Below are 24632 nucleotides of genomic sequence, written 5' to 3' on the forward strand. Positions count from 1 at the left end.
GAAAGAATGGGGAGAAAGAATGGGATCGGAAGTTCAACTACACGTTGAATTTGAAATGACAGACGTCTCCGTCCTTGACTTCATACTCCTTTCCCTCTGAACGAATAAGTCCTCGTTCGCGTAAAGCGGTCTCAGATCCATGCAGATCGATGTCTGAAAAGGCATAGATATCCGCCTTAATGAAGCCCCTTTCAAAATCAGAATGAATGACCCCGGCAGCTTGTGGGGCTTTTGTGCCTATCGGGATGGTCCAGGCCCGTACCTCCGAGGGACCGCCGGTAAAGTAGGAAGTCAATCCCAACGTCGCGTAGGCGGCCACGATGACTTTTTCGAGCCCGCTGCATTCCATCCCAAGATCTTTCATGAATAAGGCCCGATCTTCACCAGATAATTCAGCGATCTCGCTCTCTAATTTCCCACAGAGCACGACCGATTTGGAACCGCGATTTTCGGTAAAAGCCTGGAAGTCTGAAATCACGGATGCGTCAGGCGATTCATCCGTATTCCCGACGTAGAGCATCGGTTGTGCTGTTAACAGAAAATAGGGTTTGAGGATCTCAGGAGCCAGGCCTAATGCTCGCGCGGGCCGGCCCGCTTCGAGTCCGCTCTTGAGCGTATCCAGAATTTCGAGCGTTTCTTTCGATGCCTTATCCCCCGCGCGTGCCTTTCCTGACACTTTGTCATACTGACGCGTGAGACTATCCAAGTCGGCCAGCATGAGTTCTGTTTCGATGATTTCAATGTCGCGTTGAGGGTCGACTCCTCCCATCGTGTGCACGACTTCGGAATCTTCAAAGAGCCGAACCATATGCAGAATGGCATCGACCTCGCGAATGTTCGCCAGAAACTTATTCCCTAAACCTTCACCCTGCGCTGCGCCCTTGACCAGCCCCGCGATGTCGACAAACCGGCAGGACGCCGGAATGGTCTTTTGGGGTTGAAAAATTTCCGTAAGACGAGCAAGGCGAGCATCTGGAACTCCAACGACGCCGACATTGGGTTCGATCGTCGTAAAGGGATAGTTCGAGGCTGCCGCCGTGCCGGACGTTAATGCATTAAAAATGGTGGACTTGCCCACATTGGGAAGTCCCACGATACCAATTTCCATAGGGAACAGACCTTATCAGAAACCTCAGGGATGAATCCTTAAGCCAAAAGGCCTATGCACAGGCTTTGACATTCTGTTTGGCTCATAGAGGAGCACGGAGAAATGAGGTAAGAGCTTCTAGGATTTCGTCATTCTTAACCAGCTCGGTATGGCTTACATGATAGGCGGACATGGTCGTATGAAACACCCCTCGAAAAGCGTCTGGAAGGGCTGCGGAGCGAACCGTGACTGTTTCATCGCCATCTTCATACAGCCGATCGGGATCGATGGATGGAATGACCTGGGCCTGCTTATCATTGTCAAAGTACAAACACAGACAGTCTTCCGTGTCCTTCTCTATTAAGACTCCATGATCCAAGGTACGGAAACCCTGGCCGTACATGTACAGGAGAGGAGGGGAGGAAGGACTCGAACCAGACTTGGGGACGTTGAGCAGTTCCAAAAACCGCCGTGAACGATCGAGCCAATGGGTCATGTATTCTGCCCGATGTTCGATAACGGTTGGCGGAAGATTCTTTTGGTGATTCAGCAATCCCCATCCGTAGGCTTTCCAGTTTGAGGAAACCCTGATCATGTGAGGGAGTCTGTTGAGGTCAGTGGTGAGCAAACGGTCTCCCTTTAGAATCGGTAAGGTAAAGTAACTCGAAGGGAAGGAAGAATAGGCTTCAGCAGTCAGAAGGGAAGTATTTAGCTTCGCGGTCACCCCATAATTCATGTTGCGAAACGAATTCATCACGCCTTGAAACGGCACGCCGATCATCACGGCAGAAGAAACTCTTTGCGCTCCTTCCCAGGTCTCGATTGCGGTATTTGGATCCTGATTTCCGTATCGAAGATAATAGCTCAGGATCAGCCCCCCCAGGCTATGCGCCACGACCGAGATTTTTTTCGTGCCCTGGGCTTGCAGTTGAAGGATGAGCGCATCGAGGCTCCGCACGGCATCCATCAAATCTTTCCGCCAGTCATACGCCAACGGGATCACTGAGCCAGGCAGATCCTCGATGCCGCGTAGCCGGTCCAGGATCGACCGGTAGACATCGACTTCATACAGGAGGGGAATGACCGGAACGGTTTCGAGCACCTCGGTCGCATGTAAGTTGATAGTGTCGGTGAGTTTCAGATCGTCAACAGGGAGCGTTAATGGTTGTTGACCGAAGAGCAATTCACTGGCTGACACCCACACAACGGAATCATCCGAATCACGAGCCAACTTCGTACCATAGTATCCTGGGATGAAAATAATTGCCGATGGTGGATGAACAGATGGTGCGTCTTTTGAGGTTCTCTGAACGTGACAACCAAACGACAGCACACAGAGGGCGAGTAACATCGACACGGCCCAGAAGTTTCGAGGAGCACTCATCGTATAGAAGAAGATACAGACAGAATGTTTAGTCGTTCATGTCAAGGCGCGCCGGTATAGGGAACATCGAGGTAATCTTTGGTGCGCTTGACCTGTTTGAGGTGGATAGTCCAGGGGCCGGACGCGATGATTTTCAGATAAAATGTCCCCCCTAAAGGATGAAACGCCGTCCCGGAAGAGTCCGCTGAGTTCGCCAGAATGATCGGTTCATACATTTCAAACGATCGAAGAACCTGTTCTGTTTGACTCAGGTTTCCTTCATACAAGTCCGCGACGCCATAGGCCGATAGCTGAAATGAAGGAGAGTCGGTCTCCCACCTGACCTCCCACCCATCTTTTAAGGTAAACATCTGCGTGGTTGTCGAATCGTTCCCGGAAAAATACAGGTCATTCGATGACGGCAGGGAAGATGTTTCCGCCAAGAGTAGCGAATGCCTTTCGAACGCAAAGCATATCCAAATCACGAGAGATAGGATAACAATCAAAAAACCGGACCGGCGTTTACAGAAAGGGGCACTAGAACCATTGCAATTGGACATGGAGAAGTATCGCGTGTTCGTTAATTTCCACGTTCGCTACGGAGAGAAACGGTTCGTCCTTCCTCTAAATCCAGAAGATCCGCCCAGGTGACGACGTCTTGACGCGTCGAATCCACCGCGTTCCGAATTTCGAGAAAATAGTCCCATTTTTCTGGAGTATCGGGGCCTCGATTGAGCATCCTGGTATTCCATTCATGGATTTCAGGCTCTGATCGTTTCGTTCCGTGAGTCTGAACCCACTGGAGAACTTCTTGATCTGTTCGTTCTCGAACGGCGTGAAGAAAATCTTCTGCATTGATGCCTATGAACTCGAGCAGAAAGGCATCGAGAGGACAAGGATAACGATACTCACCTAACACGCCTATCACGTGAGCCCGGCATTTATCGATCATTCGACCCAGATGGACATAGGGCCCTAATCGGTCTCTGAGACTACGGGGAAACTGTGTGCGAAGGTCCATGGAAAGCAGGGGAACGCAAGCATGAGAAGTGGGAGCGGTATCGAGACTCTACACTCCCACTCCTCAAAAAACGATCACAGCATGTGGTGATTTTCGAACGTTAACGTCTTCGTCACGATGGCATTATTTTCATACGAAATAATGCGCCGTGTGGCGGGAAGATCAGAGGCTCCCACGCGCACATGAGTATCCGAAAAGCTCTCGACATTCTTCAAGGAACCATCCTTCGGAGAAAAATAGTAGACCGTATACCGAGTCGTCAGATACTTCTGATCTTCTGTGATGGCACTGTCTTCCACATTGATCGTAAACGCGACATAGGGCATTTTGCGATTGATCTGCGTGATGCGATTATCTTTGACCCGGTACCACGACCCCATCCCATCTCCATGAATGGTCACCCGTTGCCCCAAAGGATGATGATCATCCCCATCCAGCGTGAGCGCGTATTTCCCGTCGGATTCCTCAAAGTTACGGGGGCCGCGATGGACGGCAATCATCCCGATCTGATTTTCAGCCCATTTCTTCAGTTCTTCATCATCAATATTGACCGTGACGTCTTTGGGCCCTTTCACGGTCACAACCCCTTTGGTCTCGACTCCATCGACATTGATACGTAAATCAGCCTCGAAGCCCGAAAAATCAGGTTGCCATCGCGCGGTCTTATTAAACGCTCCACGAAGCAGGTCTTTGGCTTTCGGATCATCTTGAACTGTGGTTTCGTTTTCTTCTCGCGTATACATTTCCATGACGCTCATTCCCTTCATTCAATAGGAGATAAATAATGCGTATCGGGATCGTTAGTACTCGTAGCCCATTATAGAGAAACGGCTTTCTCATGAACAACTGACCGGCGCGGCGTCAATCGGAACACTCAAATCATCCGATTGTGCACGATCGCGTGAAATGACCAGAAACGCACGAACATTTGGCACCCCAATTGCGAGATCACGCGTAGGAGGGCAAATGCCAGATGCATGTTCTCGTGACAGGAGGGGCGGGGTTTATCGGTTCGCACTCGGTTGAAGCCTTATTGAATGCTGGAGCCTCAGTGCGAGTTTTGGACAATTTTTCAACCGGAACCCGGAAAAATTTGCCTAGCAACTCGTCGCTGGAGGTTTGTCACGGAGACATACAGAACTTGGCCGACATTGAAAATGCGTTGTCCGATATCACCCATATCTTGCACTTGGCCGCTCAAGTTTCGGTGCAGGATTCCATCAATGATCCGACCAAATCTTGCGGGATCAATATTCAGGGTTTCGTCAACCTGTTGCAAGCCGCGAAAGCACAAGGAATTCACCGAATCGTCTATGCCTCGAGCGCCGCCGTATACGGACATCCTCATCGTCTGCCACTCTCCGAAGACGATCCAGTCGCGCCGATTTCTCCCTATGGCCTTGAAAAGAGTGTTAATGATCAATATGCCGGACTTTTTCATGCGCTGTTTGGTCGCTCAACGCTTGGGCTTCGATATTTCAATGTGTATGGACCTCGTCAGGATCCCCGGTCTCCCTATGCCGGTGTCATCAGCAAATTTATGGACAACATGCGACACCGACGTGCCCTCACCGTGTTTGGAGACGGGAAACAGACTCGTGATTTCGTATTCGTGAAAGATGTCGCTCAGTGCAATGTCCAGGCTCTCCAGGCAGAAACAACGGGAGTTTGTCATGTCGCCACAGGGACGAGTCGAAGCCTCCTTGAAATGATTCAAGCGCTGTTCAACGTTATTGGCTATGAAGTCCCGGTTGTTTATCAAGATGCGAAGTCCGGAGATATCCCACATTCTGCATCCCATGTCGAGAAGTTAGCTCTGACATTAAAAATGCCGTGTGCAACCCCGTTTGAGACAGGACTGAGACTCCTCTGGGATCACGTGAATTCAGCTGAATAACGAATCATGGGAATCCGTTCATACGCTCGTACATTGGGTCATGTCTTGTGCCTGCTTGGCCTGCTGAGTCTTCCCAATCATTTGGCTCTGGGGGCTGATCCAAGCGTCGCCTTCTATTACGGAAATCATGCCCCCCTCGATGAGTTGAAGGCCTTCGATGTCGTGGTGGTAGAACCTGATCATGGGTATGACCCGCAAGCCTATCGATCATCAAACAGCGAATTGTTTGCCTACGTCAGTTTGGGGGAATTTACGCCTTCACGCAGCTACGCCCGGGAAATCCCGGACAGTTGGGTGTTAGGAAGCAATACACAGTGGGATTCTTCGATTATCGATCAACGACAAAACGAATGGGCCTCGTTTGCGGCAGATCGGATTATCGGGCCTCTGTGGAAACAAGGGTACCGAGGATTTTTTCTGGACACCCTTGATTCGTATCATCTCGTCGCACACACGCCTGAACAGAAAGCGCAACAGGAACATGGTCTTGCCAAGGTCATTCAATCGATCAAAGGCAGGTATCCAGAAGTCAAACTCATTCTCAATCGAGGGTTTGAAATTCTACCTACCGTGGCCGAACACACATTCGCCGTGGCCGCTGAATCATTGTTTCGTGGCTGGGATCAGGGTCGCGCCCGGTACATTGAAGTCTCAGAAGTAGATCGTCAATGGTTGCTCGAGCAATTGCTGAACGTTCAACGAACCTATCAACTGCCAGTCATCGCCATCGATTATCTCCCGCCGCATCAGCGGCAGGCCGCCAGAAACGTTGCCCGACACATTCAACATCTTGGGATTATCCCTTGGGTGAGTACGCCTCAACTGGACATGATGGGTATCGGAGCCCTGGAGGTCATGCCAAGAAAAGTCCTGACCTTGTTCGATGGCGCGCACGATCCCGATCCGGAGCACAGCGACCTTCACCGGTTTCTGGATTTTCCGTTAAACCATCTGGGATATATCCCAGAACATCGAGACGTACGATCGTCCTTACCCGATTCGCCACTCATCGGTCGATACGCAGGGATTGTCCTGTGGGTTTCAGGAGACCGACATCCATGGAGCCAAAGACTCTATCACTGGCTGTTGCGTCAGAAAGAGCAGGGTCTTCCAATCGTGATGTTTGATTCATTTGGCCTTCCTCTGGAGGAGCGATTCCTTTCAGCATTTCAACTTCAGCTCGGAACGACACGGCAGCCGACGGGGAACGTACGATTTTCGATCAAAGATCCACGCATCGGGTACGAGATTCAACCGATACCGAAGCGACGAGAGTTTGTCCCGATCACGACCAAAGAAGGAATGACAATCCTTCAAGTGGAAACCGAAAGCGGGCAACAGCAAGACGTCATCTCCATCACGCCATGGGGTGGATATGCTCTGTCCCCCTATACCGTGATTCAACTTCCAGGCCTCGAGCATTCTCGCTGGGTCTTTGATCCCATACAGTTTCTGCAAGACACGTTACGCTTGCCGTCAATGCCCGTACCCGACACCACCACGCATAACGGTCGCCGGATATTATTGACTCACATCGATGGCGATGGATTTCCTAGCCTCGCGGAATTTCCGGGAAACTTCTATGCCGGAGAAGTGCTCTACCGGGAAATATTGCAGAAGTATCGTATTCCGACGACGGTTTCAGTGATCGAAGGCGAAGTCGGATCGACCGGTCTCTATCCAAACATCAGCAAACGGTTTGAAAAGACGGTCCGGGCGATGTTTGCCTTGGATCATGTGGAAATAGCCAGCCATTCATATTCTCACCCTCTGAATTGGAGGGAATTTGTGATATCCGGGCCAAACCGACCGGGAGATTACAATCTCAACATTCCGAACTACGTGTACGGACCGGAAAGTTTGAGTCGTGAAATTCAAGGGTCTATCGAGTACATCAATGCCCATCTGGCCCCCCCAAACAAACGTGTTCAGGTGTTTTTATGGACCGGGGATTGTGACCCGGACGAAGAAGCCGTAGGCCTCACTTACGAGATGCAGGTTGGCAATATGAATGGCGGGGACACGATCATGACGAAGGAGAATAAGTCACTCACCGCGGTCACCGCATTCGGAATCAAGAAAGGGGAGCATTTTCAGATCTATGCTCCGAATCAGAATGAAAATTTGTATACCCATAGATGGACGGGGCCTTTCTACGGTTTTGAACGCGTGATCGAAACCTTTGAACTCACCGACCGCCCCAGGAGATTGAAACCCATTAACATCTATTTTCACACCTATTCAGGGAGTAAAAAGGCTTCACTCAACGCCTTGCACCGTGTCTATCGTTGGGCGTTGTCTCAAAAGATTAATCCCATTTACGCGTCCGACTATATCCAACGAATCCATGATTTCAACCGTGTCGTCGTCGCAAAGGCCGGTGAGACTTGGAACATTCGAGGAGCACAGCAGTTGCGCGAGCTACGCGTGCCCATATCCGCCGGATACCCGGACCTGTCAAAAAGCGTAGGAGTAACTGGATATTCTGATCATGAATCTCATCGATATATTCATCTCAACGATCCGAATGAGAGCATTATTCAATTCAGCCCCAAGCCAGCTGCGCTACCATATCTTCGCGAAACCAATGGGGAAATATTGGCATGGGCGAGAACCAATGAAAGCATTCACCTCACGATCAAGTCCTATCTCCCCCTGGTGGTCTCACTCGGGAATACCAAACATTGTCAGGTATTGACTAAGGGAACACGCGTAAAAAACCGACAAGAAGGGAAAGTATTCAACCTTTTTGTTGAACAACGACGTGAAAAACCCATCAGCCTTACATGTTCTTAGGCAATCGGATCGCCAATCCAAGGAACGGTTGTTTTCACTATGGTCTATCTTGTTATTCGCTGTTGGAATCGTCTTCGTCCTCATGACGTTATTCCCGAAGCAACGGATTTTCAATCAGGTCGCCCAGGCAAACCAGGCTTCTACTGTGAGCACGTTTTTTTTGGAGAACCTACTTCGGGCCAGGCCGGATGATGCCGATCTTCGTTTGCTTCTTGCGCATCATTATTTGGAAGTCGGACAGATCACTCAGGCGCAGACAACATTGACGCAACTTTTGGACAGTACTCAGGATGATGTATGGCTCAAGGCACGATTGCTTGCACTACGCCTGCAAAAGATTCGAACTCTGGCGCTTCCGGAAGGATCTCTCCAACGCCAGAATGGTATGGGACAACTTCGGGACCAGATTCACGTGATGATCTCTTCCGGGCATTCACTCCAGACAAAAGTCCTGACTCAACTTGCGCAGTCGGCGCAATTAATCGGAGAGCCTGAGCTTGCGCAAATGCTGTATGAACGGCTGGGGACGCAATCTGAGCCTCAATCGTCGGCGTGGTTTGCTAAGGCAGCCGGACTGGCATTGGAACGAAGTGCCTATAAACAGGCTGCATCCTTGTATTTTTCCGCACTGCGTTATGCACAAACCCAGCAAGAGAAAAAAGCCTATTACATGGCAGCACTTAAAGTCCTGCAAGCGGGAAATTTTTTGGCAGAGGCCATTCAGCAAGCTCAAACGCATCTGGAAGACGTGAACCAGGATGAAGAAATATTGTTGTTTTTAATCGCGCTTGGTCGAGCGGCTGGGAATGGTGCGTTTGCTCAAAAATACGTAAAAGACCTCCTGCGGATTGCATTCGTCCCTACTACTGGACATGTGATCCCCACAAGATATGAACCCAAAAGTCAGGAAGCAACGCATTCATGGATCTTCGCTCCAACCGCTTCAAATATGCACATGGACTCCCGAACAGAACGTTGGAGGACAACATACGGACGCCGTGAGTATCGATGGCTTACGAACAGCCAGCCATCCCATCAACATCCCGCGCTGCGTCCATTCGATGATCGAATTTATTCGCTGGCCTATACCGTTTTCCTCGAGAATCAGAACCTTCAGGATGCCTTTGCTCTCGCGCAGGCGGCTGTCCAGCAAGCCCCTCAACGATTGACGTGGAGAAAACGGTTGGCACAGGTCGCGGAATGGACTGGTCGGCAGGATGTCGCACTTGCACAATGGCGATTCATGGCCGAGCGAAACCCAAGTATCGCATCGTTTGAGCAAATTCTTCGTTTAGCCCCCGGTGCGTGGAATGACGCGCAGGTAATTTTTTCATTGTTGGGGCTAGGGAAAATTCGCTCCTTGTCTGATGAAGAATGGCATAGGCTAATCGATGCATTTGAACGAGAGGGACAACCAAAGCAGGCCATCGCGTATCTCACTCACCTCAACCAACAATCACCCGCTCGCCCCCTCCTTGAGGCCATCGCCGTCCTGTACCGGCGGATGGGGAAAAACGATCAGGCTTACGAGTCCTATCGCATCTTGGAAAACCTGTACGGGAAAAATATCCGGTGGGCAATGGAGCAGGCTAACCTGCTCGTCCGTCGTGGTGACTTGCGTGGCGCCTACGACGTGTTGCGACAGGACATGAGCCTGGCTCAGCCGAATGATCTGGACTTTTGGAAACTATTAGGGCATGTGGCCTGGACGCTGGAAGAAGATCAACAGGCGGAAGATGCGTATCGCCAGTTGTGGACTCACCGGGAATTATCAGCGACAGGCCAAGAGCGGTTGATTCTGTTAGCCCGGCAAAGCAGACCGTTTGAAGCGATCGATATCGGCTTGGCGGGATGGAGGAATACCCATAGTCCCAGGTTTTTACTTCAAGCCTTGGATTTGTTGTTACAAGAGAAAAAGCACCAAGAAATTCAAGCGATCTTGAACGGATTACTGCCCTGGGAGGAAAAACTGGTCGCTCAGAACGAACGGTATTGGGTCATCCGCGCTGAAGTCATGGCTAAAATGGGGCAGCCAGAGGAAGGTCTTCACGCCTATCAACGAGCCTTAGCGCTCAATCCTGAATCCAGTGAGATCAAAGAAGCCTTTTTATGGTTCCTTATCGATCAGAACGACCGGGTGGAGCTGGAATTATCTGTCAACGATTGGCGGGACATGGCCGAACAGGACCCACGCCTCTGGGGAGCGATGGCGGCTGCCTACATGGTCCTTGATCGTCCCAAACCGGCGCTTCCCTATTTCGTCCGTCAACTGAAACACAACCAGCATGATTACCTCTGGCTCCTCAATTATGCCAGCGCGTTGGAAGCCTCATCCTACACGGCATTAGCGTGGAAGGTTCGTCAACATGCATGGCTTGGCGTGCGTCAACGCCTGCTCACGACTCCACCGGAAGAACATGCACCTCACATGCGAGAAGCCTACGCCATGCTCGCGAATGTCAAAGACCCGGGTGACGCGCTTCTTGAACTTTTTCGTCAAGAAGACATCCATCGCACGTCGCGCACATCGCCCGTCATGAAAGAGTTAGTCCTGTCATGGCTGCTCTCACAAGAAGCCTTCGACGCGGCCAAGATGTGGCTTTGGAAAAACTATGCACGCCGTATGACGGCCCCCGGATGGGCGGAACTCGCCATCGCGCTCGAGGACAACGATTGGGAATCGATCCATGCCATCGTCACCCGCCACACCAAGACATTATCACGATCTGACAACATTGAGGCGGCCAGCCGTCTCGACCGTCTGACACTCGCACAAACCCTGGCCTTCGACTCCATGAGTCGCGACCCAGACAATACCGTGGCCCATGTTCAATATCAGGAAGCTATCAAATTCGCCGTCGATCAAATCACCTCTCGCATCATGTTTGAAGATCGTCGTCCACTATCGAGTTATGCGTGGAAGACAGCCATTCCCATTCAGCTTGGCAGAATGGAGGTTCGTCCGGAAGCCTCGGTTACCTGGCAAACGAGTACTGACGCCTCGGCGTTTTCCGGCGTCCCCCATGTCGATCGTCAAATCGGCGCATCCGTTGGATACCGGCGTCCTTCCATGTTTCTCCGGCTTACAGGATTTCAACGAAGCGCAGTATCGAACTTTTGGGGTGTAGGAATGATGTATGAACAAGCGTGGAACGACCATTTTTCATCAATCCTCACGCTTGGGCGCAATTACAAAGCTGATGACTCGATTGCGTTGCAAGTCGGAGGCGTCAAGGATTTCATCAGGGGACAGGGCCTGTATTATTTTTCTAAACGACAGTTTGTGTCGCTTCAGTTGGATGCGCCATGGTTTTTCACGCAATCCCGTGACGCCCTCGGGCACGCTCTAGGCGTCGAAGGCGCGCTTGGCCATCACCTTCGACGAGAATACCCAGACGTAACCGTACGAGTCACCGGGAATGTCCGGCGATATTGGCGAGTCAACACTCTTCCCGCGAGCATTCGCCCCATATTCCCTGGCAACCAACCTCTGACATCCGATCTCGTCGTTCCAAGAGAATTTTCCCAGTTGGGCATAAATCTCAGCTTCGGCGATTCCATTCGAGATGTGTATACCAAAGGAATCCGGCCGTTCGGATTACTCGGAGCGAACCATAACAGTACAAACGGATTTGGCTATAGCGTGGAAGCTGGAATGGCAGCCCGGTTACTGGGACAAGACCGATTGGTGCTGTTCGGTAGTCATATCCGCGGTGGGTTTGGGCAGAATGCGAAGACCACCCAAATGAACCTGGAATATCAACGTTGGTTTTAACGACAAGGGTGACAAGATGAAAAACACAGGATGCTTCATGATGAGTCTAGCGTGTCTGTTTGTGGTGAGCTGTACGGCCATCGATCATTCCCAGAGTCCTATACTTGATCAACAGGCATCATGGGCTCTCCTTCCCATCCTGAACTACACCGAAACGCCACAAGCCGGCCGGCGCGCCGAATCGATCACCTCGGCGCTCCTTCATAGCCGGGGGCTGCAACAAGTTCAGCAGTATCCATCGAATCTTCAGGATGGGGCGTCGGTTCTGGGATCCGATCATCAACTGTATGACTCGGCCCTCGCTTGGGCCAAGAAACAAAACATTCGGTATGGGATAACCGGGACCGTCGATGAATGGCGGTACAAAGTCGGCATTGACGGCGAACCGGCAGTCGGCGTCAGCCTGCGATTGATCGACTTGAAGACCGATCAAGTCGTGTGGAGCGCTGTCGGCGGTCAAACCGGTTGGAGTCGAGAGGCCGTCAGTGCCGTGGCTCAAAAGCTGATCAAGCGTCTTCTTGATGAAGTCACGTTGAGCTAATGCGCCTTCCTTTTCATTTACGAGCCGTCCCGAAACCATGGCAATGGGTGGAAACCTGTGTCTTAACCGGTGTCGTCTTGGCAGCCAATCATTGGTTCTCGCCGGGTGATCCGTTTCTCATCACGACCGCATTTCCTTGGATTTGGCTCATTACCCTGCTTTTGGCGCTGCGGTATGGAACGTGGGCGGGCTTGTTGTCTTCAGGCATAATTTTGAGCGCCCTATTTCTTGAAATGCGACTCGGCCATCTTGCCGATGCTGCCATCCCCAAAGTCTACATCATTGGAGGCGTCCTGTTTATCGCGATTAGCGGAGAATTCGGGAGTCGGTGGAACATGTACCTCAAACAGATGGAAGAACGGAACGATTATCTGGATCAACGTTTACAGGAAACTGCCCGTGCGTACCATTTACTCGGGGTTTCTCATCATCGTCTCGAAGAACATTTAGTCAGTCAACCCTTGACGCTTCGCGATGCCTTGAAACGTTTGCGTGGCATGTTACGGGAAGGCGACGAGGAAGTTCCTGTGGCGGCGGCGGAACGCCTCATCCAACTGTTGACGCAATTTTTCCAATTGGAAATGGCCGGGCTCTTTCGATCGATCGAACCGAACCTCGAAGGCAGACCGATGGCTACGGTCGGAGCGATGGGACCGCTCGCCAGCGATGATCCATTAGTCCATCATGCCAGAACCAGCAAAGCATTTTCTCATGTCATGATGGACGGATCGGTCTCCGTCTTGAACACCCAGTACCTGATCGCCGCTCCGGCGATGGCGAGCACAGGATTGATCGTTGGCTGGTTGGTGGTCGAGCGCATGCGTTTCTTAAACCTCCACGAAGAGAGTTTGCGCATGTTAAAGATTTTCTTGAATTACTTCGCCGACGGGTTTCAAACGGCTGTGCTTGCACGCCCCATCCTTGAAGCATTTCCCGACTGTCCCGTCACGTTCGCCCGCGAATTGCCACGATTAGTCCATTTGCAATATGAACTGGGCCTCGATAGCCGGGTCGTCGTGTTTGACGTGAATGGCCCGACGATGCGGGAAGAAATCGTCTTTCATATTCTTCACCATACGCGAGGCTTAGATGTCGCCTGGGACATGCGCCATGAAGAAACTCGTCGTCTTTGTATCCTGCTTCCCTTCTCTGATGATGCGGCGATTGAAGGCTACCTCGCCCGTATTCAACAGCTCCTGCGTGAACGTTTCGGCAAAGGGTTTGAGGAGGCAGAGATCCAGGTCAGTGTTCGAAGTTTACACGAACCGAATCCTTCCACCATTGTTCAAGATTTGATCGTCGGAAATTATGATCGCAAGAATGTTTCTGTGCTTAGCGGTGTTGCTTGAAGGCGGCGTCCTTCCCCTCCTTCTCTTCCACGAGCAATACCACGGAGATTGGAAAGGACTGCTCCTTCTCCATGGCCTGACAAGTATCGCCGTGGGGCTGTTGGGATGGGACAGTCTTCCGCGGACGTACCGGCGCAATCCAATAGTCGTCATCCTGTTTTTCACGGTCCTGTCGTTGTTTATTCCGATGCTCGGAGCGATTGGCGTTCTCGCGCTCGTGCTTCTGACACATTTCACCACCGTGAAAAAAGACCACGCCCAGATTCAAGAACTGCCTGACTCTTATTTTTCCGGAACGGGCAATTTGGATTTCAGTCAATATGGGCGAGGAGATCTTCATTCACGATTTCAAACGGCAGCTCTTCGCACGGAAGCGCGATTAGATGCATTGGGGAAACTTCAAGGGTTTGAGACGCATCAGATTCGCTCCACGGTACGTCAAGCCTTACAGGATCAAACCGATGATGTTCGACTCGTGGCGTTTGGCATTCTCGACAAGAAAGAAAAGTCGATCAATGAACGGATCAACCGCGAACTAGAATGGTATCAACAGTGCAGGGAGAACCAGGAGAAGCTAACCCATGCACGCGAATTGGCCTATGCATACTGGGAACTGGTCTACAAAGATGTCGTTGAAGGCGATATCTTACTGTATGCCCTGGGCAAGGCCGAATATTACAATACGGTGGTCCTAACCGCACGTCCATCCGATGCAGGCATGTGGGCCTTGAAGGGACAGATTTTACTTCGTGCGCATAGGAGTGAGGAAGCGCACACGGCATTCACCAACGCCCGTGACCACGGTATTCCAGATACGCGCGTGCTTCCCTATTTAGCCGAGCTCGCTTTTTTGCGCAAGGATTTCTCAGAATTGTCCGGACTGTTTCAGCGGGGACAGAGGTTGTCAGAAGTCCCGGTATTAAAACCCGTGATACGATACTGGACTTCGATGCCAACGCCTGCTCCTGAGACCATGGTCCTCTCGTCACATCCCGACAGCCACTCGGCAAGGGTTTAACTATGTTCATGTCGCAAGAGTTTTCCACCGACCGCTTATTGGCCAGGATATCCGTGCTTGATTGATAAGAAGATGACCTCGCCGCAAGCCGATGAAGTCGACATCGCCCTCCTGCTCGAAGGGACTTATCCCTACGTGAGTGGCGGCGTATCGAGTTGGGTTCACCAAATCATTCAAGCATTTCCGGAATTCCGGTTTGGGCTGGTGTTCATCGGCGGTCATCCGGGTGAATATGGCGACATGCGCTACGTCTTACCCGAGCACGTGGTACATCTCGAAGCTCATTATGTCCACGCGAATCATGATCAACCCCCAATCAAACCGGTTGAAGGGGACACGCACGTATTCCGTTTTATCGATGAACTTCATACAGCGATGAGAGCGCCAGAATCATGCCCTCATGCCGTCGATCTCACGCAACAGATGCTGGCATTGCTGACCACATGCCCTGAAGCATTGCAGGAGCAATTTTTGTATAGCGAACCTGCCTGGGATTTCCTGTGCCAGACCTATCGCAGACATTGCACCGACCCATCCTTTGTCGATTTTTTCTGGACAGTCCGAAAGATGCATGAACCGATCTGGATGTTAGGGAAGGTGGCGGCCAGTCTGATACCAGCCAAAGTCTATCATACGGTCTCCACAGGCTATGCGGGATTTCTTGGAGCCTTACTGCATCATCGAACCGGACGCCCACTTATCCTCTCTGAACATGGAATTTATACAAAGGAACGTCGAATCGATCTCTTTCAAATGACGTCCTTTCGCGATAACCGGTCATTGATTGAAAAACGCGCCGATCATCTTGGCTATTTTCAACAGCTCTGGATTCGGTTTTTTGAGATTCTGGGGACGCTCTGCTACGACGCAGCCAATCCCATCATTTCCCTGTATGAAGTGAATCGCCAACGTCAGATTCATGATGGTGCGGATGAACGGCGCACACTGACCATCCCGAACGGGATTCCGGTGGAACGATTCGAACCGCTTCGAGCTTCTCGCCCATCACATCCCCCTCCCATTCTTTGTCTCATCGGTCGCGTGGTTCCCATCAAAGACGTCAAGACATTTATCCGGGCCATGCGAACGGTGGTCAACCGTATGCCCGAAGCTCAAGGCTGGATCGCCGGTCCTGAGGATGAAGACAAGGACTATGTCCAGGATTGTAAACATCTCACGGAAAGCTTGGGACTCACTCAACATGTCAGGTTTATGGGATTCCAGAACGTTCATGAACTGTTACCACAGATCGGCCTACTGATCCTGAGCTCCATCAGTGAAGCCCTTCCCTTAGTTGTACTCGAAGGATTTGCGGCTGGCGTACCCGCCGTCACGACGGATGTCGGCGCTTGTCGCCAGCTGATCGAAGGGGAAGGCATCTTGAAAGATCAAGCCGGCCGCGCCGGAGCCGTCGTCAGCATGGCAAATCCGACCGCCTTAGCCGAAGCGGCGTTATCTCTTTTAACGGATACGGATGCCTGGCGCGCCGCGCAGAAAGCCGGCATCACACGGGTCGAATCTTTCTACACACAAAGACAGATGATCGATCACTACCGTTCTATTTACGCAAAGGCCCTCGAAACATGGCAGGCATTGGCTTTGAGCTCCGCAAGATCTTAAAAAAAGATAGTTACTGGTCGCTACTCAAAGCCTATGCGTATGCGGGTGTGATCAGTTCCGGGCCATGGATTCTCTCTATCATCGGCATCCTGGTGATTGGTGTCATGAGCCTATCGGTCGTGGCGCCGGAAACGCTGATTATCCAGTTTCAACTCTCGGTCACGTACCTCATCGCTTTGAGTCTCATCTTGACTGGATGTTTGCAAACATCGTTCACACGATATGTCGCCGATCGTCTATATGAAAAGCGAGACGATTTAGTCTTAAGCAACTTTCACGGGGTCCTCTGCCTGGTCACGATCGTGTGCGGAGTCGGAGCCACGGGACTGATCATCTGGCTGTTTCCAGAACAGAGTCTCTTGTACAAGGTGCTCATGATCGGCAGTTTTGTCGTGTTAGGAAATATCTGGATCGCGACGATCTTCTTGTCAAGCATGAAGGAATACAAGGCAGTATTGCTGTTATATGCCTCGGGCTATGGACTAACGGTCGGAGCGGCATTGGCCTTCCGGTCATTCGGACTGGAGGGGCTGTTATTCGGGTTCTTTATAGGGCAATTTTTTATTTTGGTGGGCATGCTCGCCCTCACGGTACGCAATTATGCATCGGAAACCTTATTAGCCTGGGACTTTTTGAAAAGAGGACGGATGTATACGAGCTTGATCTGGCTTGGATTGGTGTATAACTTGGCCATCTGGGTCGACAAATTCTTATTTTGGTACTATCCGGAAACCAGTCAGATCGTGATTGGACCGATTCGAAACTCTCCAATCTATGATTTGCCGATTTTTTTAGCCTATTTATCGATTTTACCGGGAATGGCCAGTTTTCTGGTCCGCATGGAAACCGATTTCGTCGAGCGGTACCAGGAATTTTATGACGCGATCCGGGGAGGGGCGACATTAGGTCATATCCAACATGCCAAAAATGAAATGGTCCGCACGATCCGGCTGGGACTCTTTGAAATCATGAAAATTCAGTTTGTCGTCTCGTTACTCATATGGGCAATCGGCCCACCGATTCTTCGCTGGCTCGAAATTTCTGAACTGTATGAATCGCTACTCTACGTGGATATCGTGGCGGCGGGTTTGCAAGTGTTATTTTTAGGCATCATGAATGTGTTTTTCTATCTTGATAAACGGTTGATTGCATTGGGACTTTCTAGCTTATTTCTTGTCACGAACGTGACACTGTCAGCCTGGTCACTGTACATGGGCTTACCCTATTATGGGTATGGGTTTGCCATTTCCTTGCTCGTAGTCGTGATGTTTGGCATGTATCTTCTGGACAAGAAACTTCAGAAATTGGAGTATGAAACGTTCATGCTTCAATAGTTTCCTCCACACGTTCAGGCTTTTTACCGGCCAAATCCCGCTCTCGTTTCCATCTACATAAGGATGAAAATTTGCACCTGCGTTGGAAAAATTTTCCCTCAGAGGAAATCGTTTCCATGAATGTTCGTTGAGGAACATTCCTATTTTTTTTGATTAGGTCGAGTGGTCCTTGTGCCCGATGCAGATATGTGGGACGATAAAAGAGTAGAAACTGCCCTGAGTAGTCAGGTACAATACAGCCCCCGCAATTGAATCGACTCAACGTTTTTATTGGGCTACCACTCATGTACGAACGTCAAGCTGTCGTCACAGCGGCCAGACAGTTGGTGAAGGTTTTTGGATCGGTTGTAATCCTGGCCATCGGGCTTGTTTTGCTGTGGCAAACACAAACCTGGGAACGACAATCACTTTCGCACGAACATGTGCCCAAGCGATTATCGACCGAATTACCCCAATTCGATGAACAGAAGTTCATGCGGCATGTTAAGACCCGTCTCCCTATGTACCGGGAAGTATTCAAAGAAGCCGGCGGAAAATACGGCCTATCCTGGATCCTTCTTGCGGCTCAAGCTTATCAAGAATCGCACTGGAACCGGAATGCGAAGAGCCCGACTGGAGTTCGTGGCCTCATGATGTTGACTCGAGATACCGCTTCGGACATGGGAATAGAAAACCGGTTAGATCCTCGAAATAGCATTACAGGTGGAGCAAGATACCTGGCCCGTCTTTACGAACAGGTCCCTGAAAATGTTCACTCGGAAGATCGGATGTTGTTCGCCCTCGCGGCTTATAATGTCGGTATGGGGCATGTGAAAGATGCACAAATTTTAGCAAAGCGTTTGAACAAAGATCACAGGAAATGGGATTCGATCAAAACCGTCTTACCGCTTCTGGCGAAAAAGAAGTATTACAAAACACTCCCCAATCGATACGCACGGGGTTGGGAGCCTGTCCAATATGTCAAACGCATCAGAGCGTACCGGAAGATCCTTGAGTACATGGACCAACAACACACCCGCCAAGTCGCTGAACTGTAATCGACGTTTTTTCTTCTTTCCAGTTCCTATTCATCTCTCATCGACAATCCACCAGCCCTTGTCAGTCGTTATTCGATATTGATCGTTACCTTATTCTGCAAACATTTGGCATTATCATGTTCTGCATAGTCATGATGTTATAGTCGAGAAACATCTCTAACAAAAATAAATAACACAAAAGTCTTGACAAACTCAGACATCTGAGGTTAACCTCCATGCGGTTGTCTGTCCTAGATATAAAGAAAGTTTGAAGTTGCCCGACTTCAAGTAGCCACCGGGGTCCCCCTCACCCCATAAATGGCCATAATCACACAGGGTGGAACAACTCAGGGAAAAGAAAAGGGATTACATCCCTAGATTTTGGTCGAGATGGTTTTGATGATCAACGCCTTACGATAAAAATGACATTTTAACAGTCAGAGAGCCCCATAATGCAGTCCGTTTTTTATTTGTTTTCATTCATTTTTATCATTCAAGGAGGTGCGGTGTTATGAAACTATCTCGTATGGTGCTCACATTCATGACGAGTTTATGTATTGGTGTAGGAGGGTTCACGCAATTAGTGTCAGCGGCTCCTGTGTCGCCCATGATGCAGTATTTAACCACTGACTCCTTAAAGAATAACGTACGGCTGACATTCACCCTCAAACTAAGCAATGGCAATACCAATACATATGTGACTGGGGATGATCCTGGCATGTTAATGGTGAATGAGGCTGCTGGAACCATGAGCTTTGTTGATAGGATTCAAAATTCTGCCGGCGATTCAGGGTTTGATCTGGAGTTTCATTGGAAAATCGTAGATTTTTCAAGCCTTGGATTATCTGCTCCTAGATGTTGGAACGATAATTGTAGTGCTCTATATTATACAAACAATGGAATTAACCCCAAAGACGATTGGATCTTTTTTGAGAGTGACACAACGATGAACAATGGGCTAACTGGATGGGGAAAAAATCTAGGAGACAATAGAGCTCTTACGACTAAATGGGGACAATTTGGTGACGGCGCCGGAGGAATACATGTGAAACCGGAAGGCCTGGCTTTGGGTGCCTGGTTAAACGATTACAAGGGTGATCTCAATGTAAATGTTCAACCGGTTCCTACTCCAACGTCCTGGCTATTATTCGGGTCTGGATTGGTCGCCTTAGTTGGATGGCAACGTTTCAAGCGGTTTTCTTACGGAAAGATCTAAATCTTCTGTCACATACAAACTATCAACCGTCATTGCCCTTACCCTTTCAACGAACTGAATGGGTAAGGGCAAAATTTCGCCAAACGGAAAACAATAGGATTGAAATTTCCAACTCAATGATGGCCCCATTGATAAAGCTATTGTTTATCAAGACCGGAGATCGTTTTTTGATGAGGCGTTGGCCCAACGATAAGGAACATGTTGGTATCTTCACGACGAATCAGCATTAAAACCTGTTCAAGATTTTTGTGCGCACGCCGGACTTTATCGAAATCCTCCACGGATTCAATCGCTCCTTGATTCACCTCCACAACAATGTCGCCTTCTTCAAGCCCGGAAATATCGGCAGGGCTTCCGAGAGGAATTTCACTAACGAGCACCCCCTTTCTGTCTTTTGCTAAATCCGACGGTAAGGGCTCGACTTCTATGTCCGACAAGATGTTCTGGTGCGGGAGTATCTTCTGAATTTCGACCGTTTCAGGCGAAGACGATTGTCGTTCAATCATCTTAACCCGTACTTCACGGAGTTCCCCGTTTCGAATTCGAGAGATGAAAATGGTAGTCCCTGGAGGACTTTGAGCAACAAGCGCATGTAATTGATGCGGGGAAGAAATCTTGATTCCATTCAATCCCTGTATGATGTCGCCTTTCTTCAGATTGGCCTGCTCGGCAGGGCCATCAGCGGCTAAATCCGTGACGATCACGCCATGATGGTCAGAAACCTTGAACCAGCGTGCAAGGTCCGGCGATAGCTTTTGTACGGCGATCCCCATCCAACCGCGAATGACTTTGCCCTGTTGGCGCAACAAGATGGAAATCGTCTTAGCAATCTGACTTGGCACGGCAAATCCAATGCCGGCGGCTCCACCATTTTCTGTGAAAATTGCCGTATTAATCCCGACGAGTTCCCCTCTGAGATTCAGCAAAGCTCCACCCGAATTACCCGGATTAATGGCTGCATCAGTCTGGATAAAGTCTTCATAATCGGAAACACCAATCGTGTCACGGCCAATCGCGCTGACAATGCCCATCGTCACCGTTTGGGTTAAGCCAAATGGATTACCGATGGCAACAACGATCTCTCCAACTTGGAGGCGTGTCGAGTCTCCCCATCTGAGAGCCGGCAATTTTCTCATCGAGGTTTTCAAAAGAGCTAAGTCGGTTGTGGGATCGCTTCCAACGATGGTGGCGGGAATGATTTCTTGTGAGTCAAGCTGAATCCGAATATCATATGCACCGTCTACCACGTGATTGTTCGTAATGATGTACCCTTCAGGATCAATAATGACACCCGCTCCGTTACCCCTTTCTTCTTCATCAGGAGACAATTCCTCTTCGTCCTGCGCTGCCGACGTCGAATTTTGCAAAAAGAACGGGAACATGGACGGTTTCGTCATATGTTGGGGCTTAATCTTCACGAGAACACCGACCACAGAGGGTTTCGCTTGTGCCGCGACACGAATCAATTCCTGTGAGAGAGCGGAGGCTTTCGTATCGTGTTGAGCAGAGGGCAGGGGGTGGACAGGCTGAAGATTTTCCGATGCAAAAGCCCGGTCTCTCAAGCCAAACATGGAGATGAAAATTACTATGAAGACTGAAAGAGTAAAAATTTCGATTTGATGTTTCATGCTACTGCACCTCTCTTTTGTGTCTATACCCTCGGTTAAACTCTTTTTTCATCTGAAAAGCCGAGAGGGGAACCTGAATTTAGAGTAAATCTCGGACAGACGAGATTTCCAGAATAGTTAAGAGGTGATTTTTTTAAGTAGAGAGGGGACAGCCTTGGTCAGCCAATCTTTCCTATACACGTCATACACGCCATGGCGTCGCAGATACAGTGAAGTCGTCTCGTTGCTCAAGCAATTCAGGTATTATTTCACTGGAGAATAAACCGGAAAATTTACTCGTCATGGATGCAATTATGCTATGGGGTCCTCTATGGACAAGCAAAACCATTATAACTGGAATTAACTGCAACATATATACCGGTCGATTTGCTTGACGTTTTCATTGTCTCATAGATCTTCTTTTTATTCGAAACCTTTAAATGAGTCACATCGCTTCTACCGAACTGCCAAAATACAAGACAAACTGTCTCGACAACAGACACTCTGTCCAGAGGCATAAGCTCTAGAGAGTCGGTGCTGTGAAGAGAGCCGATAAAATGACGAAGATCACGGATTAAAATGTCCAGAAGCACTGAGTAATACTGGTATACCCTTTGCATTGAATCATGTACTCTACGATCGGTTTTGTCATTATTCGTCAATCGGGATCTTCATCGTGAGGGATGACATGCTTGGCCTATGTGAATCATGTGGCTATCGTGGCTCACAAGTCGTTTATGAACCTGTGACGCAATCTGAACTTTGCCTTCGTTGCTATGCTGAACAAACCTCCGAACAAACTTTTCAGAATGCCTGGACTCGCCTGACAGTCTCATCTTCTCCTCAGGCAGCGTAACTGAGCTCTAGCTGCTTAGGCTATTGCAACCGGGGAAAGGCTTGCCCTAACAGAATGCAGCTTTTCGACTTAAGCCTTTCTTCATCGCCAACGGATCTAATTCCACCATCTATCCTACGTAAAACAGCTTCAGAGACGGTACTTTTTCGATGTGAATCCCTGCAATTTGAAGATGAGTTACCATATGGCAGAACAGCAAAAACTTTTGGCACTGCTATTGCTTTCATCATGGAATTTGTAGATGGAGTTTCCCCGACATAAGCGAATCATCATCGGCGTTGAGATCGAAGCCTACAGTATTAATGTAGCGGATCATAAGATCGGGCGCCGGCTCTCACGACCCAGACGTGGCATGTCAGAGGACGGCGAACGCTTTACTCGCGATGCCTCGATCGGTAGCGAGTACAACAGTCGTCCGTTTCAAACCGTGCGGGAAGCATTGTTCCTGCTCAAGGCTGGCCTAAGAAAATATCTTCGAGATCTTTATCGTAGCCGAGATGAGGAACGAGACTACCGGATTCCCTTGCTGGTAGGCGGTTGGACCAATCGGTTTGCCGGCACCCACCTTCATATTTCGCTTCATCAAAAAAACCTGACGAAATCCTTGGCTTCATCACTGGCTTGGCATATCCATGATCAGATTCCGTTCTTGATTGCCTTAGGGGCCAATTCACCCATCTGGAACCGGCAACTGACCGATCATGCTTCCAATCGCATTCTGCGTGGGAGCGAGATTCATTTTACTACTATAAAAAAAGGCCGGATTGCGTCCATTCCAACTCAGGAACTTGTCTATAGTCCAGGACGCAAGACCAAACCACCCACCTTGGAGTTACGCGTTCTTGATTCAAATATTCCAGAATATGTGGTGACAGCTCTCTGTTGTTTAAAGGCAATCTGCCTACGCTGGTTACGAGGAGTCCGGGCCGCGAATACCCTCAAGCATGCTGATTACCTGAAAGCCCGTCTCGAAGCCGCTTCAACCGGAGTTCGTTGCCGTCTTCCCTGGCGGGGAGACTGGATGGCTTTTCCCGAATATTTTGATCACTTTCTTTGGGAACATCGGGAGGAGTTTGAGGTGATGGACGTTCCCGAGGAAATTTTTGAGGTCTTACGGCTTCTCAAACGTGGATACAATGGCTCACGCTTACTTCATGATGCGGCTCTCCTTGCACGAACCGAACATCCTCAAACCTGGCAAAGGCGATTTGCAAAACGATACCGGACAGGCCTGATGCATTTATTGAGCGGGAATACCTTTCGCGACTTTGCCGAGGAGCTACAGGTGGCTCTTCCAAACACGGATCGTGTGTGGCTAGGCCGAAAACGAGGTTCCATCGATGAGTAAACGAGGACCGGCCCCATTAATCGGTATCACCTGTGAGGCCGTGTCTAAGCGGAAAGATTTTGCCGATTATGACTTACTCTGTGACCATCGGTACAGTTTGATGGTCACACAAGCGGGTGGACATCCCGTCCTCCTCCCCATCGCACACAGGCGGTCTTTGCTACATCGGTATATGGAAGGGATTGACGGGCTCGTCATCGTGGGAGGAGACGATCTTGACCCGCGCTGGTATGGCGAACGTCCCAAACGTGCCACGAAAATTGCTTTCCCCAAGCGTTCGGAATTTGAAGCGTGGCTCTACCGTGCAGGACGACAACGAAAATTACCGATGTTGGGAATTTGCTACGGCATGCAGTTGATCAATGTGCTGGAGGGCGGCACGCTGTATCAACATCTCAGTTCATCCCGCATGGGACACCGGGTCGATCATCAAGGACTTCGTCATGGCACTCATGATGTGAGTATCCTGCCCAGAACGCGCTTGGCCAACATACTCGGAGAAGGCCCCGTACGGGTGGCAACAGAACACCACCAGGGAATCCGCTCCCTTGCCGAAGGGTTTATTCCGTCAGCCGAAGCCGCGGATGGAATCATCGAAGCGATGGAAACGCCTGCCGCGTCTGAATTGTTTGCTGTGCAATGGCACCCCGAACGCCTCCCGGAGAGTCAAGCCACCCGACGGTTGCTTCACGCATTTATTCGTGCATGCTCCCGCTACCAACGAGCCAGATCCCAACAGAGCTGAGCAGGCAGCGCGTCATCTTGCGGGGAGCCTAAGGAAACGGGCA

The 24632-nt window shown here is 50.0% G+C and carries 18 protein-coding genes; 12 read left to right on the plus strand and 6 right to left on the minus strand.

Annotation, left to right across the window (positions count from 1 at the left end; all coding sequences use genetic code 11):
- Positions 1-37: 37 nt before the first annotated feature.
- The 5 genes from ychF to MRJ96_14730 all read right to left on the minus strand — a co-directional run bounded on the left by ychF (position 38) and on the right by MRJ96_14730 (position 4220).
- A complete protein-coding gene (gene ychF / locus MRJ96_14710; protein MDR4502693.1) occupies positions 38-1108 on the minus strand; it encodes a redox-regulated ATPase YchF in 1071 nt (356 codons plus the stop codon).
- A gap of 82 nt (positions 1109-1190) precedes the next feature.
- A complete protein-coding gene (locus MRJ96_14715) occupies positions 1191-2318 on the minus strand; it encodes a hypothetical protein (protein MDR4502694.1) in 1128 nt (375 codons plus the stop codon).
- A 194-nt stretch (positions 2319-2512) separates the two neighbouring features.
- Positions 2513-2893: a hypothetical protein gene (locus MRJ96_14720; protein ID MDR4502695.1), complete on the minus strand. Its 381-nt coding sequence runs from the start codon at positions 2891-2893 to the stop codon at positions 2513-2515.
- 137 nt (positions 2894-3030) lie between these two features.
- Entirely contained in the window at positions 3031-3471 is a 441-nt protein-coding gene (locus MRJ96_14725; protein ID MDR4502696.1) for a DUF5069 domain-containing protein, read from the minus strand.
- A gap of 74 nt (positions 3472-3545) precedes the next feature.
- Positions 3546-4220 (minus strand): DUF3386 domain-containing protein, encoded by a 675-nt coding sequence (locus MRJ96_14730; GenBank protein MDR4502697.1) that lies wholly within the window; start codon positions 4218-4220, stop codon positions 3546-3548.
- Between the two features lie 224 nt (positions 4221-4444).
- Here MRJ96_14730 and MRJ96_14735 point away from each other — a divergent pair, with 224 nt between their 5' ends.
- The 10 genes from MRJ96_14735 to MRJ96_14780 all read left to right on the plus strand — a co-directional run bounded on the left by MRJ96_14735 (position 4445) and on the right by MRJ96_14780 (position 20033).
- Positions 4445-5368, plus strand: coding sequence for an NAD-dependent epimerase/dehydratase family protein (locus MRJ96_14735; protein ID MDR4502698.1), 924 nt, complete (start codon positions 4445-4447; stop codon positions 5366-5368).
- A 6-nt stretch (positions 5369-5374) separates the two neighbouring features.
- Positions 5375-8164: a bifunctional glycoside hydrolase 114/ polysaccharide deacetylase family protein gene (locus MRJ96_14740; GenBank protein MDR4502699.1), complete on the plus strand. Its 2790-nt coding sequence runs from the start codon at positions 5375-5377 to the stop codon at positions 8162-8164.
- The gene (locus MRJ96_14745; GenBank protein ID MDR4502700.1) at positions 8133-11939 is read left to right on the plus strand and encodes a tetratricopeptide repeat protein; all 3807 of its coding nucleotides are present in this window, start codon (positions 8133-8135) and stop codon (positions 11937-11939) included. Before MRJ96_14740 ends, MRJ96_14745 begins: the two co-directional genes overlap by 32 nt.
- 37 nt (positions 11940-11976) lie before the next feature.
- Positions 11977-12480 carry a hypothetical protein gene (locus MRJ96_14750; GenBank protein ID MDR4502701.1) on the plus strand — a complete coding sequence of 168 codons (504 nt, stop codon included), beginning with the start codon at positions 11977-11979 and terminating at the stop codon, positions 12478-12480.
- Positions 12480-13829 (plus strand): PelD GGDEF domain-containing protein, encoded by a 1350-nt coding sequence (locus tag MRJ96_14755; GenBank protein ID MDR4502702.1) that lies wholly within the window; start codon positions 12480-12482, stop codon positions 13827-13829. Before MRJ96_14750 ends, MRJ96_14755 begins: the two co-directional genes overlap by 1 nt.
- The gene (locus tag MRJ96_14760; GenBank protein MDR4502703.1) at positions 13801-14847 is read left to right on the plus strand and encodes a hypothetical protein; all 1047 of its coding nucleotides are present in this window, start codon (positions 13801-13803) and stop codon (positions 14845-14847) included. The genes MRJ96_14755 and MRJ96_14760 overlap by 29 nt, the downstream gene beginning before the upstream one ends.
- A gap of 57 nt (positions 14848-14904) precedes the next feature.
- Complete coding sequence (gene pelF / locus MRJ96_14765; protein MDR4502704.1) at positions 14905-16467, plus strand: GT4 family glycosyltransferase PelF; 1563 nt, start codon at positions 14905-14907, stop codon at positions 16465-16467.
- Positions 16431-17801 carry an exopolysaccharide Pel transporter PelG gene (gene pelG / locus MRJ96_14770; protein MDR4502705.1) on the plus strand — a complete coding sequence of 457 codons (1371 nt, stop codon included), beginning with the start codon at positions 16431-16433 and terminating at the stop codon, positions 17799-17801. Before pelF ends, pelG begins: the two co-directional genes overlap by 37 nt.
- Positions 17802-18085: 284 nt before the next feature.
- Positions 18086-18838: a transglycosylase SLT domain-containing protein gene (locus MRJ96_14775; protein MDR4502706.1), complete on the plus strand. Its 753-nt coding sequence runs from the start codon at positions 18086-18088 to the stop codon at positions 18836-18838.
- Positions 18839-19328: 490 nt separating this feature from the next.
- Positions 19329-20033, plus strand: a complete 705-nt coding sequence (locus MRJ96_14780) for a hypothetical protein (GenBank protein MDR4502707.1) — start codon at positions 19329-19331, stop codon at positions 20031-20033.
- A 137-nt stretch (positions 20034-20170) separates the two neighbouring features.
- On the opposite strand, the gene MRJ96_14785 is transcribed toward MRJ96_14780, so the two are convergent.
- Positions 20171-21661 (minus strand): Do family serine endopeptidase, encoded by a 1491-nt coding sequence (locus tag MRJ96_14785; GenBank protein MDR4502708.1) that lies wholly within the window; start codon positions 21659-21661, stop codon positions 20171-20173.
- Between the two features lie 1076 nt (positions 21662-22737).
- Between MRJ96_14785 and MRJ96_14790 the strand changes: the two genes are divergently transcribed.
- Both MRJ96_14790 and MRJ96_14795 read left to right on the plus strand, forming a co-directional pair.
- The gene (locus tag MRJ96_14790; protein ID MDR4502709.1) at positions 22738-23844 is read left to right on the plus strand and encodes a hypothetical protein; all 1107 of its coding nucleotides are present in this window, start codon (positions 22738-22740) and stop codon (positions 23842-23844) included.
- Positions 23837-24589 carry a gamma-glutamyl-gamma-aminobutyrate hydrolase family protein gene (locus tag MRJ96_14795; protein MDR4502710.1) on the plus strand — a complete coding sequence of 251 codons (753 nt, stop codon included), beginning with the start codon at positions 23837-23839 and terminating at the stop codon, positions 24587-24589. The genes MRJ96_14790 and MRJ96_14795 overlap by 8 nt, the downstream gene beginning before the upstream one ends.
- Positions 24590-24632 lie beyond the last annotated feature (43 nt).

Source organism: Nitrospirales bacterium, assembly GCA_031315865.1.
Lineage (GTDB): Bacteria > Nitrospirota > Nitrospiria > Nitrospirales > UBA8639 > JAGQKC01.